11 protein-coding genes are annotated in these 14,051 nt (G+C 70.3%); 5 read left to right on the top strand and 6 right to left on the bottom strand.

The features are described 5' to 3' along the window. Nucleotides 1-365 precede the first annotated feature (365 nt). The 3 genes from J7I98_RS06440 (at nucleotide 366) to J7I98_RS06430 (ending at nucleotide 2,481) form a co-directional block, all read left to right on the top strand. Nucleotides 366-959 carry a hypothetical protein gene (locus tag J7I98_RS06440; RefSeq protein ID WP_308377688.1) on the top strand — a complete coding sequence of 198 codons (594 nt, stop codon included), beginning with the start codon at nucleotides 366-368 and terminating at the stop codon, nucleotides 957-959. 281 nt (nucleotides 960-1,240) lie between these two features. Next, nucleotides 1,241-1,471, top strand: coding sequence for a hypothetical protein (locus tag J7I98_RS40790; protein WP_251020195.1), 231 nt, complete (start codon nucleotides 1,241-1,243; stop codon nucleotides 1,469-1,471). Between the two features lie 164 nt (nucleotides 1,472-1,635). After that, nucleotides 1,636-2,481 (top strand): DMT family transporter, encoded by an 846-nt coding sequence (locus tag J7I98_RS06430; RefSeq protein ID WP_214919587.1) that lies wholly within the window; start codon nucleotides 1,636-1,638, stop codon nucleotides 2,479-2,481. 179 nt (nucleotides 2,482-2,660) lie between these two features. Here J7I98_RS06430 and J7I98_RS06425 read toward each other — a convergent pair whose 3' ends face one another. The 4 genes from J7I98_RS06425 to J7I98_RS06410 form a co-directional block, all read right to left on the bottom strand. Next, nucleotides 2,661-3,839, bottom strand: a complete 1,179-nt coding sequence (locus J7I98_RS06425) for a serine hydrolase (protein WP_214919586.1) — start codon at nucleotides 3,837-3,839, stop codon at nucleotides 2,661-2,663. Nucleotides 3,840-3,922: 83 nt separating this feature from the next. Next, nucleotides 3,923-4,693, bottom strand: a complete 771-nt coding sequence (locus tag J7I98_RS06420; protein WP_214919585.1) for an energy-coupling factor ABC transporter ATP-binding protein — start codon at nucleotides 4,691-4,693, stop codon at nucleotides 3,923-3,925. Between the two features lie 17 nt (nucleotides 4,694-4,710). Then, on the bottom strand, nucleotides 4,711-5,472 hold the full coding sequence (gene cbiQ / locus J7I98_RS06415) for a cobalt ECF transporter T component CbiQ (RefSeq protein ID WP_214919584.1): 762 nt from the start codon (nucleotides 5,470-5,472) through the stop codon (nucleotides 4,711-4,713). Nucleotide 5,473: 1 nt separating this feature from the next. Then, nucleotides 5,474-6,538: an energy-coupling factor ABC transporter permease gene (locus J7I98_RS06410; RefSeq protein ID WP_214919583.1), complete on the bottom strand. Its 1,065-nt coding sequence runs from the start codon at nucleotides 6,536-6,538 to the stop codon at nucleotides 5,474-5,476. A 156-nt stretch (nucleotides 6,539-6,694) separates the two neighbouring features. Here J7I98_RS06410 and J7I98_RS06405 point away from each other — a divergent pair, with 156 nt between their 5' ends. Continuing rightward, nucleotides 6,695-7,066, top strand: coding sequence for an SsgA family sporulation/cell division regulator (locus tag J7I98_RS06405; RefSeq protein WP_214919582.1), 372 nt, complete (start codon nucleotides 6,695-6,697; stop codon nucleotides 7,064-7,066). 75 nt (nucleotides 7,067-7,141) lie between these two features. On the opposite strand, the gene J7I98_RS06400 is transcribed toward J7I98_RS06405, so the two are convergent. Both J7I98_RS06400 and J7I98_RS06395 read right to left on the bottom strand, forming a co-directional pair. Further along, nucleotides 7,142-9,340: an MMPL family transporter gene (locus J7I98_RS06400; protein WP_214919581.1), complete on the bottom strand. Its 2,199-nt coding sequence runs from the start codon at nucleotides 9,338-9,340 to the stop codon at nucleotides 7,142-7,144. A 152-nt stretch (nucleotides 9,341-9,492) separates the two neighbouring features. Further along, nucleotides 9,493-10,065 carry a TetR/AcrR family transcriptional regulator gene (locus tag J7I98_RS06395; protein WP_214919580.1) on the bottom strand — a complete coding sequence of 191 codons (573 nt, stop codon included), beginning with the start codon at nucleotides 10,063-10,065 and terminating at the stop codon, nucleotides 9,493-9,495. A gap of 236 nt (nucleotides 10,066-10,301) precedes the next feature. Here J7I98_RS06395 and J7I98_RS06390 point away from each other — a divergent pair, with 236 nt between their 5' ends. Then, complete coding sequence (locus J7I98_RS06390; RefSeq protein ID WP_214919692.1) at nucleotides 10,302-13,577, top strand: S41 family peptidase; 3,276 nt, start codon at nucleotides 10,302-10,304, stop codon at nucleotides 13,575-13,577. Nucleotides 13,578-14,051: the final 474 nt, after the last annotated feature.

Raw genomic sequence — 14,051 nt, 5'->3', positions numbered from 1 at the left:
TACCCGTCGACGCGCGCCGACGTCAATCATGCAGGAGCTCGCCCGTGCTTGTCCTTGCATAGCCCTTGTCGACATTTGAGGCTTCTTTGAGATTTCCACTCAGTCCCCTCGATCCCTAACAATGCAAACCTCAATTAATTCAGCGTGATCCACATCACTGCCCGTTGTGGTTCAAGGTCTCCTTCCGGTAGAAATGGCGTGCGCACGTCACCCAATTGCAATAACTCCGAGGTGGCCTGCCTGCGACTCCTTGACCAAGAGTCGCCTCACAACACGCATTGAATCGGGGCACAATGGACCGCGCTGTAGTGCGCACTGCAATACCTCTCTTCGCCGCTGGGGCCATGCTGCTGTCAGGAGCCGGAGTGGGCGTCGCTTCTCCGGTGGACGAGGCCCTTCCGCCCGAGGACGCGAAGATCGTTCTGGATGACGGGCGTGTCATTGGGGTCAATGACACGGTCGATTTCTCGTTCGAGGGGGACGGGCTCCCGGCTCAACCGAATTCCGGAAAGGGCGACATGAGTGCGATGGCCTGTCCGGAGGTGAACGATCCGCCGAAATACAAGGTCAAGGGAAAGCCGCACTTCTTGGCGGACAAGAGAAGGCCGCAATCGACGTGGCTGTTGCCGCGTCAGACGGTGTCGTGGACTGTGACCGGAAGCCATACCTTTACGTGGGACATCGGCGGCAGCGTCGAGGCGGAGGCGGGGGCCGTCCTGGCCAAGGCCAAGGTCAGTGTCGACACCAAGATCAGCAACGCCTGGACGTGGACCGGGACTCAGACCGTCAACGACACGAACACCACGTCCAGGGGTTACCGGGCTGTGCTCGGTCAGGTCGGTTGGAAGCTTACGGGTGTGAAGACGTGGATCGCTCCGCCTTGTAACGTGAAGAAGAAGACCATCGTCGTCCTGGCTCCGCGCAAGGGGGACATGTCGATCGGGCGGCAGAATTCATGAGTCGGGTCAGGGGAGCGGATCAGAGGGCAGTGTTGTGCCTCGTGGCCACCGCAGCGTTCTGTGCGGCGGCGTGCAGCCCGAGCGAACAGTCCGGCTCACCTTCGCAGAGTCCGAGTGCGATCGGGTCAACTTCGACGGCGACGCCGGGGAGCGGTGCCGCTGACCGTACGGCTGTTCTGGAGCGATCCTTCGTCAGCAGAGAGTCTCTCGCTGGCGGGTCCGGTCGGCTGCAACCGCAGTTCGGGAATACCCATCCCAGTACTCCTGAAGGTGTGCTGAGCGTGACATTCGCGTTCACGTGCACGGGTAATGCGAAGATCGCGCTGAAATTCTCCGTCGGCGGTAAGGAAGTGCCATCAGCCGCGGGCACCCAGGCGTGCGACGGCTCTATTTTTCAGCGAAGCATTGACGTACCCAAGCCAGGTCCCGTCAGCTTCGAGGCCGCTGTGAGCGGTTCTGATAAGGGCAGTTTCGCCTACGCTTACTACGCCGAGAAAAAGCAACTCCCGTAGAAGACATGCAGTCCCGGGCCAGTGCCGGCCCGAGGCCGTGCAGCCGACGAGGCCCGGCTGCACGGCCTCGGGCCGGCTGACGGCAGGCGGGGTCGCATGGCCCGTACAGCTACCGCTAGCGTGCGGGCCATGACCACTCCCGAAGGCATACGCGAGCACAGGGCGTGACCCCGACAGTCGCCGCGGCTGTCCTCATCGCCGCGATCACGCATGCCAGTTGGAATGCAATCGCGCACCACATAAAAGACCAGCTGCTCTCCTTCACGCTCATCTCCGGCGGCGGAGCCCTGCTCGGCCTGGCCGTCGCGCCGTTCGTGCCCCTCCCGGCGCCGGCCGCCTGGCCCTACCTGATCGCCTCGGCCATCGTCCACGTCGGGTACATGGCGCTGCTCATGCGGTCGTTCACGCTGGGCGACTTCGGCCAGATGTACCCGATCGCGCGCGGTACGGCGCCGCTGGTGGTGACCGTGCTGGCCGCGGTCTTCGTGGGCGAGCGCCCGGACGGCTGGCAGACGGCGGGCGTCGCGGTGGCGTGCGCCGGCCTCGTCGGAGTCGCGCTCTGGGGCATCAGAGGCTCCCGCCCGCAGTACCCGGCCCTGCTGGCGGCACTCGCGACCGGCCTGGCGATCGCGGCGTACACGGTCGTGGACGGTGTGGGTGTACGCGCGTCGGGCACCCCGCTCGGCTACATCGCATGGCTGATGATCATGCAGGGCCTGGCCATCCCGGCGTACACCTTCCACCGCCGCCGCACCGAACTCCTCACCCAGATGCGCCCTCTGGCCGCCAGGGGCGCGCTCGGAGCGGTCCTCTCGATCTCGGCGTACGCCCTGGTGCTGTGGGCCCAGACCCGCGCGCCACTGGCGCCGATCGCCGCGCTGCGGGAGTCGTCGATCATCGTGGGGGCGGCGATAGGTGCGCTGTTCTTCGAGGAACGCTTCGGCGCCCCGAGAATCGCGGCCGCGAGCCTGATGGTGGTGGGCATCGGTCTGATGCTGCGCACGAGTTGACGCGATGCGTGAGGGGACGTGCCGGGGCGCTCCCCGCAGGGCGTCGAACACAGCACTGCCGCACGAGCCGACCCCCCGCCCGTTCGGCGCCCGAGGAGACGTCCCGGCGCGGCACCGACCCCGAAGGCACCGCACCACGCCCTGGGCCACCGCGTCCAGCAGCGACCCGAAGCCCCGCCTTACGCGGTCGCGGACCGCACCGCCCTGACCAGGGCCTGGGCGCGCGGGTCGGCGGTGACCCCCTTCTGGAGGCCATTGGTCACGTACCCGAAGGCGATTCCCGACTCCGGGTCGGCGAAGCCGAGCGAGCCGCCCCGGCCCGGGTGCCCGAACGACCCCGGTGCCAGCAGCGGCGCACCGGAGCCGTGCAGCATGAAGCCCAGCCCGAAGCGGGTGTTGACGACCAGCACGCGGTCCGGCCCCGCCGACTCCTCCGTCCGCGCGAGCGTGAGCGTCGCCGGGGCGAACAGCCGGTGCCCGTCGACCGGCCCGATCATCGCCGCGTAGCAGCGCGCCAGCGCCCGCGCGGTGGATATCCCGGCGGACGCGGGGAGCTCGGCGGCGCGGTACGCCGGGTCGTTCTCGTCAGCGAGCGGATCGATCGCACCGAACGCGCGCCGGGTCAGCGACGCCGGATCCCGGTACGCCTCGCTCACACTCCGCTTGGGCCGCACCCGCAGCGCACCGCCGTCGAGCGGCGGTGCCTCCACGGGACCGACGCGGCCCACCCGGTGCGCCTCGTCGGCCGGGAGCCCGACCCAGAAATCCAGCCCCAGCGGCCGAGCGATCTCCTCGGCGATCCACCGCCCGACGGTCCGCCCCGTCACCCGCTTCACGAGCTCGCCGACCAGCCAGCTGTACGTCTGCGCGTGGTAGCCGTGGTCGGTGCCGGGCTCCCACGCGGGCGCCTGGTCGGCGACGGCGAGCGGCCCGGAGATCCCGTCGATCGCCTCGGCGGGGGTCAGCGGCCGGTCGAGCACGGGCACGCCCGCGCGATGCGAAAGGAGATGCCGTACGAGTACCCGCTCCTTGCCGTGCGCCTTGAACTCCGGCCAGTACGTGGCAACGGGCGCGTCCAGGTCGATCTGCCCGCGCTGGTGCAGGAGCAGCGGCACGGCGGCGGCGACGCCCTTGGTCGCGGACCGCACGACCTGGGCAGTGTCGACGGCCCACGGCACGGCGCCGTCGACGTCGCGCGTACCGGCCCACAGGTCGGCGACCTTGCGGCCGTGCCGGTACACGGCGACGGCGGCGCCGCGCTCGCCGCGCTGTTCGAAGTTGCGTACGAAGGCGTCCTTGACCGCTTCGAATCCGGCCGCGACCGTTCCTTGCACCTCTACCGCTGGGCTCCCGCTCATGCCCCCCATGGTGCAATGCCGCTGGACGGCGGGGTGGCGGGGGGTCATTTCCCCACCCCCCTTCCCGAACGGTGGAGCCCCGGCTACGCGTCCACCCGTACCGAACCCGGGTCGAAGCCGAACGGGAGTTCCAGGCGGTGTGCCCGCATCACCGCCTCGTCGGAGAGCAGCTCCTGCGTGCTCCCGTCCGCGACGATCACGCCCTCGCTCAGGATCACCGACCTGGGGCACAGCTCCAGGGCGTACGGAAGGTCGTGCGTCACCATGAGCACCGTGACGTCCAACGACCGCAGAATGTCGGCCAGTTCGCGCCGCGAAGCCGGGTCCAGGTTGGACGAGGGCTCGTCCAGGACCAGGATTTCCGGCTCCATGGCCAGAACGGTGGCGACGGCGACCCGGCGCCTCTGCCCGAAGGACAGGTGGTGCGGCGGGCGGTCCGCGTACTCCGCCATGCCGACCCGGGTCAGCGCGGTACGTACCCGCTCCTCCAGCTCCGCGCCCCGCATCCCCGCCGCGGCCGGCCCGAACGCCACGTCCTCGCGTACGGTCGGCATGAAGAGCTGGTCGTCGGGGTCCTGGAAGACGATGCCGACCCGGCGGCGAATCTCCGCGAGGTGCTGCTTGCCGACGGGCAGCCCGGCCACCGCCACCGTCCCGGCGCCCGCGGTGAGGATGCCGTTGAGGTGCAGCACGAGCGTGGTCTTGCCCGCACCGTTCGGCCCGAGCAGCGCGACCCGCTCGCCGCGCCCGACGGCCAGATCGACGCCGAAGAGGGCCTGGTGGCCGTCGGGATAGGCGTAGGCGAGGCCGCTGACCTCAAGAGACATCGCGGGCATGGCAGGCGTGGTCGTCATGGCGTCCGTCCCAGTCGTCATAGCGTCCATCCCAGCAGACAGACCCCGAGCGCCGAAACCGGCAGCGCGGCCGCCCGCGCCCACTGCACCCGCGACGCCGTCACCTCGTCGATCACCGGCATGGTTCCGGTGTACCCCCTGCTGACCATCGCCAGATGCACGCGCTCACCTCTCTCGTACGAGCGGATGAAGAGCGCACCCGCGGTCTTGCCCAGCACACCCCAGTGCCGCACGCCCCGCGCCTCGAACCCGCGCGAGCGCCGCGCGATGGACATACGGCGCATCTCATCCGTAATCACATCGCCGTAACGGATCATGAACGACGCGATCTGCACGAGCATCGGCGGCAACTTCAGCCGCTGCAGCCCGAGCAGCAGAGAGCGCAGTTCAGTGGTGGAGGCGAGCAGGACGGAAGCGGCGACGCCGAGCGTTCCCTTGGCGAGGACGTTCCACGCACCCCACAGGCCCGAGACGCTCAGCGACATGCCGAGCACCTCCACCCGCTCGCCCTGCGCCACGAACGGCATCAGCACGGCGAAGGCGACGAAGGGCACTTCGATGAGCAGCCGCTTGAGCAGATACCCGGCGGGGACGCGGGCCGCGTACGCGACCACGCCCAGCAGCACGGCGTAGAGCCCGAAAGCCCACATCGCCTCGCGCGGCGTGGACACGACGACCAGCACGAAGCAGAAGACCGCGGCGAGCTTGCAGTGCGGAGGCAGGGCGTGGACGGGGCTGTGTCCGTGCCGGTAGAGCTTGTGGGCGTGGCCCGCGCCCATCTCAGACCGTTTCCTGTGCGCGTACGTCGGCCTGCTGCCGCTCGCTGTCGCGCCGGCGCCGCAGCGTCCAGAAGACGCCGCTGCCGACGACGACGGTCGCGCCGACGCCGATCACGCCCGCGAGGCCGCCGGAGATGCGGCCGTTGCTGATGTCCTCGATGCCGTAGTCGGCGAGCGGGGAGTCCGCGGCGGCGTGCTCCTCGACCTTCCGGTCGATTCCCTGGTCGGCGGCGACCTTCTCCAGGCCGTCGGGGCTCGCGGAGGCGTAGAAGGACACGAACCCGGCGAGGACAAGGGCGGTGACCAGGCCCGCGCCCCACACCCGGCGGGTCGAGCGCGCGGCGACCGGCGCAGCGGCCGGAGCCTGGGCGGGCGCCGCGTCCACCAGCTCGCCGCCGACACGCAGCTTGAGGGGCGCCGAGAGCCCGCGCGCGCCGTGCACCAGGTCGGGGCGTACGGCGATGACGGCGCCCACGGTCAGCGCGGTGATCGCGGCTTCGCCGATGCCGATGAGGACGTGTACGCCGACCATCGCGGTCAGGACCTTGCCGAGCGGTACGTCGGTCGTACCGCCCACGGCGTAGATCAGCGTGAAGGCGGCGGCAGCGGCGGGCACGGACACCAGCGCGGCGACGAAGGCCGACGCGGTGACCGAGCGGCGGCTGCGCGGAAGGATCTTGACCAGGCCGCGGAAGAGCGCGTACGCGACGACGACCGTGACGACGCCCATGACGGTGATGTTCACGCCGAGCGCGGTGAGCCCGCCGTCCGCGAAGAGGATGCCCTGCATCAGCAGCACGACGGAGATACAGAGGACGCCGGTGAAGGGCCCCACGAGGATCGCGGCGAGGGCTCCGCCCAGCAGATGCCCGCTTGTACCGGCCGCAACGGGGAAGTTGAGCATCTGTACGGCAAAAATGAACGCGGCGACGAGCCCGGCCAGTGGAGCGGTCAGCTCGTCGAGTTCGCGGCGCGCACCGCGCAGGCTGACGGCGACGGCGCCCACCGCTGCGACACCTGCCACAGCCGAGACAGGTGTGTTGATGAATCCGTCGGGGACATGCATGGTGGGGCTCCGCTTCCTGCGGGTTGGTTAACCGTTCGATGATAGGGCCCACCTGCAAATAGCTCGCAAGAGCGCACGGGTCACAAATAGAGCGGTGCGCGCGCCCCAAAATATGGGACATTAGAGGACAAAAGGCTCGATTTTCAGGAGGCGGCCATGCAGCTCGCAATCGAGGACCGTGCACGGGCCCACCTCATCACGGACGCCCCGCAGAACCGCTCCGTCCCCGTGGCCCTCCGTTACGACCCGTCGGTGGACCCACTCGCCGTACGCCTCGTCATCCCGCCGGACGTCTCCCCCAGCAGCAACGAGACCGAGTGGGTCTTCGCGCGCAGCCTCCTGGAGAAGGGCCTGAGCCGTCCCGCAGCGACCGAGAGCGGCGATGTCAGGGTGTGGCCGTGCGGCCGGGTGCAGGCGGTGCTGGAACTGCACTCGCCACAGGGCGTGGCAGTGATGCAGTTCGACAGTGCGGCGCTGCTCCGCTTCCTCCACCACACGCACGAGAGCGAGACCACACCCACGCACTGAACGAAGAAAAAGAGGTGGGGTCCCCCGGCCGAGAATGACCGGGGGACCCCACCTCTTCACCGGAGTCAGCGACGCTTACGCACGCACCAGCTCCCGCTCCCCCTCCGACGAGGCGTCGCCGTCACCGCGGCCGTCCCCGTCACCCAGCTCCTTACGCAGCTGCTCGCCCTCCACGTCCACATTGGGCAGCGCCTTGTCCAGCCAGCGCGGCAGCCACCAGGCGGACTTGCCGAGCAGCGCGAGAACCGCGGGCACGATGGCCATGCGCACCACGAACGCATCGAAGAAGACGGCGATCGCGAGCCCGAAGCCGATCATCTTGATCATCGACTCGCTCGACCCGATGAAGCCGCCGAAGACGGCGATCATGATGATGGCGGCGGCGACCACGACCCGCGCACCGTGCTTGAACCCGGTGACGATCGCCTGGCCCGGACGCTCCCCGTGGACGTACGCCTCACGCATGCGCGTGACCAGGAACACCTCGTAATCCATGGCGAGACCGAAGACCACACCCACCATGAAGATCGGCATCATCGACATCACCGGGCCGGTCTGCTCGACACCGAAGACGTCCGCGAGCCAGCCCCACTGGAAGACCGCGACGACCGCGCCGAGCGCGGCGACCACGGACAGCAGGAAGCCGAGCGCCGCCTTGAGCGGAACCAGCACCGACCGGAAGACGACCATCAGCAGCAGGAAGGCGAGGCCGACGACGAGCGCGAGGTAGGGCAGCAGCGCGTCGTTCATCTTCTGCGAGAAGTCGATGTTCATGGCGGTGGCGCCGGTGACCAGCACGTTGTCACCGCTGGAGTCCCGGATGGAGTGGACGAGGTCCTCGGTCCCGGCCGAGGACGGCCGGTCCTTGGGCACGACCGTGATCACCGCGGTGTCGCCGGCCTTGTTGGGGGTCGGCGGGGTGACGGCCGCGACACCGTCCATGCCCTGGACCTGCTTGACGGTTGCATCGGCGGCGGCCTTGTCCCCGTCCACGACGACCATCAGCGGCCCGTTGAAGCCGGGGCCGAACCCGTCGGAGAGCAGGTCGTACGCCTTGCGCTGAGTGGTGCTGACCGGCTGCGAGCCGTCGTCGGGCAGGCCCATCTCCAGCGATCCTGCCGGTACGGCGATGATGCCGAGCCCGACCACACCGGCGAGCAGCACGGCGACGGGACGGCGCAGCACGAAGCGGGCCCACCGGGTACCCATGTTGGGCTTCGCGTCCGCGTCCTGGGACGCACTCTCCATCCGCTTGCGCGCCTTGCGGCCGACGACCTTCGCGCCCGCGAAACCGAGCAGTGCCGGGACGAGGGTGAGCGCGATGAGGACGGCGATGACGACGGTTCCGGCGGCGGCGAAGCCCATCTTGCTGAGCATCGGGATGTTCACCACAGCAAGCCCGACGAGCGCGATCACGACCGTCAGACCGGCGAAGACCACCGCCGACCCGGCCGTGCCGACCGCGCGCCCCGCCGCGTCCTCGCGCTCGCGGCCCTCGGCGAGTTCGGCGCGGTAGCGGGAGACGATGAAGAGCGCGTAGTCGATGCCGACCGCGAGCCCGATCATCATCGCCAGCGTCGAGGTCGTGGACCCCAGGTCCAGCACATTGGCGAGCGCGGCAATGGTGGACACACCGATACCGACGCCGATGATCGCGGTGAGCAGCGGAAGTCCCGCGGCGATCAGCGACCCGAAGGTGATCACCAGCACGATCGCGGCAACGACAACGCCCACGATCTCGCTGGACCCGGTCTCGGGCACGGCCTGCAGCGCGTCACCGCCGATCTCGACGGTGAGCCCGGCGTCCCGCGCCTCGTCACCGGCCTCGGTGAGAGCCTCGCGGGTCTCCTCGGTCAGCTCCATGCCGCTGACCTTGTACGTCACCTGGGTGTACGCCGTGCTGCCGTCGCGGCTGACGGCCTTGCCCCGGTACGGATCGACGACCGAGGCAACCTGGTCGGACGAGTCGCCGAGCTCGGCGACAACCTTCTTGACCTCGGCCTTGTGCGCGGCGTCGGTCATCTTCTGGCCGTCGGGGGCCTTGAAGACCACCCGGGCGGTGGCGCCGTCCGCGCTGCCGCCGGGGAAGCGTTCTTCGAGCAGGTCGAAGGCCTTCTGGGCCTCCGTACCCGGTATGGAGAAGGAACTCGAGGTCGCGGTGGACGCGGAGGCGGCGCCGAAACCGGCGAGCGCCAGCAGCACCACCCAGGCGAGGGCGACGAAGGCACGGCGGCGGAAGGCGAACCGGCCCATTTTGTAGAGGAACGTGGCCACGAGGGCGTACTCCCGGTCAGGTCGTTGGATACGAACAGGGCGTGGAAAATCAGCCCGACGACGAGAGCGGTGCGCGTCAGGTGGAGCGTGGGGAGAGTTACGGACGCCGGTGGCGGGGAGAACCACCGATGGGGATCAGGCACCCGGCAAAGTCAGGCACCCAAAGCCGGCAGGACCACGGCGTCGAGATAGTCGGCGAGAAAGGCACGGTCGGGCGACCGGTCCTCGATCAGCTGCTGGGCGACGAAGGCGCCGACCAGCATGTGCGGGACGTACCGCAGGGCGGGCGTCGAAGCGGGAATCTCAGCCCGGTCCACGGCACGCCGCAGCATGACGTCGAGCCCGGTGAGCTCGGGCGCGATCAGCAGCTCCCGCAGCGCCTCATGGAGATCGGGGTTTCCGTGAACGGCCTGGGCGAGACCACGCATCAGCGCGGAGTCCCTCTCCAGCTGACAGTCGTCGGTCCGCTCCACCAGGGCGTGGAAGTCGCCGCGCAGCGTGCCGGTGTCGATATCGGCAACGCTGACCGGCTTGTTGTGGCGCAGTGCCCTGGCGACCAGCTCCGGCTTGCTCCCCCACTGGCGGTAGAGGGTGGCCTTGCTGGACCGGGTGCGGGTGGACACGGCGTCCATGGTGAGGCCGTCGTAACCCACCTCGCGGAGCAGGTCGAGCACGGCTTCGTACAGCTCGCTCTCGCGCTCGGGCGTGAGTCGTGTGCGGGCCATGCTCTCCTCCTCACAAGAACGAAACGGTTTCGTACACCACGACCTTACGACGCCCCTTCACCGAAACGAAACCGTTTCGATGGTGTTCTGCGCCACAAGTTGCCGCGCCCCCGCGCTGCGGAAAGCATTGGGGGGTGAGCGACGCACCCGGGGCCGTCGGCCCGCACGAGAAGACCGCCTCCGCGCCTGCCCCGGCCGCGCGGCACGAGCGCTACGCCCCGGCCCCGCAAACCGCCCTGCCCCGCTCCTACCTCCGCTTCCCCCACCTCCACGGCGACCTCCTCTGCTTCGCCGCCGAGGACGACCTCTGGCTGGCACCGATCGTCGCCGCCGGTCAGCAGCCCGACCGGGCCTGGCGGCTCACCGTGGACCGGACCAGGGTCAGCCACCCCCGCTTCTCCCCCGACGGCCGGCACATCGCGTTCACCACATGGCGCAGCCTCGACCCCGAGGTTCACCTCACCCCGGTCGACGGCGGGCAGCCCGCCCGCAGGCTCAGCCACTGGGGCTCGCTCGACACCCGCGTCTGCGGGTGGACGCCCGAAGCGAGCGACAGCGAGCCGCACATCCTCGCCGTCGCCTCGCACGGCCAGCCGTTCTCGCACTACTCCTGGGCGTACAGCCTGGCCACCGACGGCAGCCCCGGCGCCCAACTGCCCTGGGGCCCGGTCTCCGACATCGCCGTCGCGGACATCGACGGCGAGCGCCGCACGCTCCTGCTCACCGGCAAGCCGCCGCACGAGCCCGCCGCGTGGAAGCGCTACCGGGGCGGCGCCACCGGGCGGCTCTGGCTGCACGGCAAGCGTCTGCTTCCGGACATCGGCGGGCACCTGGACTGCCCGATGTTCGTGGGCGGACGTATCGCCTTCCTCTCCGATCACGAAGGCACCGGAAACCTCTACTCCTGCCAGTACGACGGCACCGACCTCCGCCGCCACACCGACCACGACGCCTTCTACGCACGGCACGCGTCCAGCGACGGCACCCGCGTCGTCTACCAGTGCGCGGGCGACGTGTGGCTGGTCGACGACCTCTCCCCCGGCGCCGTACCGCGCAGGCTGGACATCCGTCTCGGCGGCCCCCGCGCCGGCCGCCGCCACTACCAGGTCCCGGCCGCCAACCACGTCGACGGACTGTCCGTCGACCCGACGGGCCGCGCGAGCGCGGTGGTCGTACGCGGCAGCCTGTACTGGCTCACACACCGCGACGGCCCGGCCCGCACCATCACGGACACCCCGGGCGTACGGGCCCGCCTCCCCGAAATGCTCGGCACCGGCATGCAGGTCGCGTACGTCACGGACGCGGAGGGCGAGGACGCCATCGAGATCGCGTACCTGCCGCGCGCGAGCGGCGCACGCGAGCCGCGCCGCCTCGCATCGGGCAAGCTCGGGCGCGTACAGGAATTCACCTCGGACCCCGAAGGCGAGCGCATCGCGATCGCCGCGCACGACGGCAGGCTCCTCCTCGTCGACGTGACCGAGGAGTCGAACGGCGAGGTCACCGAACTGGCCCACTCCGCCAACGGCCCCGTGCGCGACCTCGCGTTCTCCCCCGACGGGGCATGGCTGACCTGGTCCCACCCCGGCGTCGGCCGGTCCCTGCGCCAGATCAAGCTGGCCAGGATCAAGGACCGCCACATCATCGACGTCACCAACGGCCGCTTCGAGGACGAGAACCCGGTCTTCACGAGCGACGGCCGCTACCTCGCCTTCCTCTCCTGGCGCGGCTTCGACCCGGTGTACGACGTGCACACCGGCGACCTGTCCTTCCCGCTGGGCTGCCGCCCGTACCTGGTGCCGCTGTCCTCCGCGACCCCGTCCCCCTTCGCGCTGCTGCCGGACGGCCGCCCGGCGGCGGGCGGCCTCGACCCGGTGGAGGCCGAAGAGGCGGGTGAGGGCGACGGCACGGTCACGGTGGAGGTCGAGGGCCTCCCCAACCGGGTGACGCCGTTCCCGGTGGCCGCGTCGAAGTACTCCGCCCTGCGCGCGGTCACGGGCGGCGGCCTGGTGTGGCTGCGCTGGCCGATCTCGGGCGCGCTCGGTGAGACCTTCGCCAACCCGGCCGACATGTCCGGCCGCCCCACCCTGGAGCACTTCAACCTCACCAAGGCCCGCAAGACCGAACTCGTGGACCACCTGGACTGGTTCGCGGTGAGCGGCGACGGCTCGCGCCTGGTGGTGATGGACGAGGGCGACCTGCGCGCCGTCCCCGCCACCGAGACCGGCGACAGCGACACGACGGTCTTCCTGGACCTGCGCCGCATCCTGCACACCGTGGACCCGGAGGCGGAGTGGCGGCAGGCGTACGCCGAGGCTGGCCGCATCATCCGGGCGTACTTCTGGGAGCCGCAGATGTGCGGCATCGACTGGGAGGCGGTGCTGGACCAGTACCGTCCGCTGGTCGAACGGGTCGCCACCCCGGACGAGTTCGCGGACCTGCTCCGCGAAGTCCTGGGCGAGCTGGGCACCTCGCACGCGTACGTCGCCCCCGCGCGCCGCAACGAGGGCCCACCGCACTACCAGCGGGCGATGGGCCTGCTGGGCGCCAACTTCGTGTGCCGGGAGGGCAAGTGGCTGGTACGCCGCATCCTCCTCGGCGACTCGTCCGACTCCAAGGCGCGGTCGCCGCTGGCCGGTACGGGGATCCGGCCCGGGGCGATCCTCACCCACGTGGACGGCCGGCCGGTGGACCCGGTGGCAGGCCCGTACCCACTCCTCTCCGCCGCCGGCGGCACGACGGTCGAGCTGACGTTCCAGCCGGCGGAGGGCGAGGGCCCGCCCCGCCGGGTCGCCATCGTCCCGCTGATCGACGAGCGGCCTCTCCGCTACCAGGACTGGGTGGCCAAACGCCGTGAAGTGGTGCGGGAGTTGAGCGACGGCAAATGCGGCTATCTGCACATCCCCGACATGGGGGGCTCGGGCTGGGCCCAGTTCAACCGCGATGTACGGATGGAAGTCTCGCTCCCGGCGCTGATCGTCGACGTACGCGGCAACGCGGGCGGCCACATCAGCGAGCTGGTCGTGGAGAAACTCACCCGCGTCATCATCGGCTGGGACCTGACGCGGGACGCCCAGCCGGTGTCGTACGCGTCCAACGCGCCCCGGGGGCCGGTGGTGGCCCTCGCCGACGAGGCGACGTCGTCCGACGGCGACATGATCACGGCGGCGTTCAAGCTCCTGAAACTCGGCCCGGTGGTGGGCCAGCGGACGTGGGGCGGGGTGGTGGGCATGACCGGCCGCCACACACTGGGGGACGGCACGGTGATCACGGTGCCGATGAATGCGGCGTGGTTCGACGCGTACGGGTGGTCGGTGGAGAACCACGGCGTGCCCCCGGACATCGAGGCCCTGCGTACGCCGCTCGACTGGGCGGAGGGCCGCCACGCGCAGCTGGCCGACGCGGTGGAGGTGGCGCTGAGCCTGCTCGCAGAACGCCCGGCGGCAACGCCCCCCACGTACACGAACGTCCCGGACAAGACCCGCCCGAAACTACCGCCGAGGGACGGGGCATAACGGGGGCGAGTGGCGCCGCCTGTTCAGGGGAGCTTCGGAGCCACACGCCTTCCGGCGGACGGACTAACACCGTCGTCGGCGGATGCGGCCCGGCGGATGCGCGCCGGGCCCTGCCCCACCCGGCCTACCCCGATTAGGGGAGCGGAAGGCGAACGCCTCCGGTGGACGGCCGAACACCGTCGGCGACCGCAGGCCGCTGGGTAGTTCCCGGGGCTGCGCGCGCCGGGTGCTGCCCTGCCGCCCGTTCAGGGGGAGCCGCCGAGCTGCACACCTCTGGCTGGACGGCCGGACACCTCCAGTGACCGCAGGCCGGTGAGTAGTTCCCGGCGCCGCGCCGCGGTTGCCGAGCCCGGGGGGCAGGGGGCTCGCCCCCCACGCGGCGGCAGCCGCAAAATGTCACAGCCGGGAAGGGGCGGGGAGGAAAAATAGCTCGCCCCGCCAGACGCAGCCCAGACCCCGCCCCCTGCCCGCGCA

The organism is Streptomyces sp. ISL-98 (assembly GCF_018614055.1).
GTDB lineage: Bacteria > Actinomycetota > Actinomycetes > Streptomycetales > Streptomycetaceae > Streptomyces > Streptomyces spiramyceticus.
This window is presented reverse-complemented; position numbering and strand designations above follow the sequence as displayed.

What these genes read in the sequence shown, in the direction of transcription:
- J7I98_RS06425 (WP_214919586.1), bottom strand. Translation starts at nt 3,839, where the DNA reads ATGAGCGGGAGCCCAGCGGTAGAGGTGCAAGGAACGGTCGCGGCCGGA.
- J7I98_RS06420 (WP_214919585.1), bottom strand. Translation starts at nt 4,693, where the DNA reads ATGACGACCACGCCTGCCATGCCCGCGATGTCTCTTGAGGTCAGCGGC.
- cbiQ (WP_214919584.1), bottom strand. Translation starts at nt 5,472, where the DNA reads ATGGGCGCGGGCCACGCCCACAAGCTCTACCGGCACGGACACAGCCCC.
- J7I98_RS06410 (WP_214919583.1), bottom strand. Translation starts at nt 6,538, where the DNA reads ATGCATGTCCCCGACGGATTCATCAACACACCTGTCTCGGCTGTGGCA.
- J7I98_RS06405 (WP_214919582.1), top strand. Translation starts at nt 6,695, where the DNA reads ATGCAGCTCGCAATCGAGGACCGTGCACGGGCCCACCTCATCACGGAC.
- J7I98_RS06395 (WP_214919580.1), bottom strand. Translation starts at nt 10,065, where the DNA reads ATGGCCCGCACACGACTCACGCCCGAGCGCGAGAGCGAGCTGTACGAA.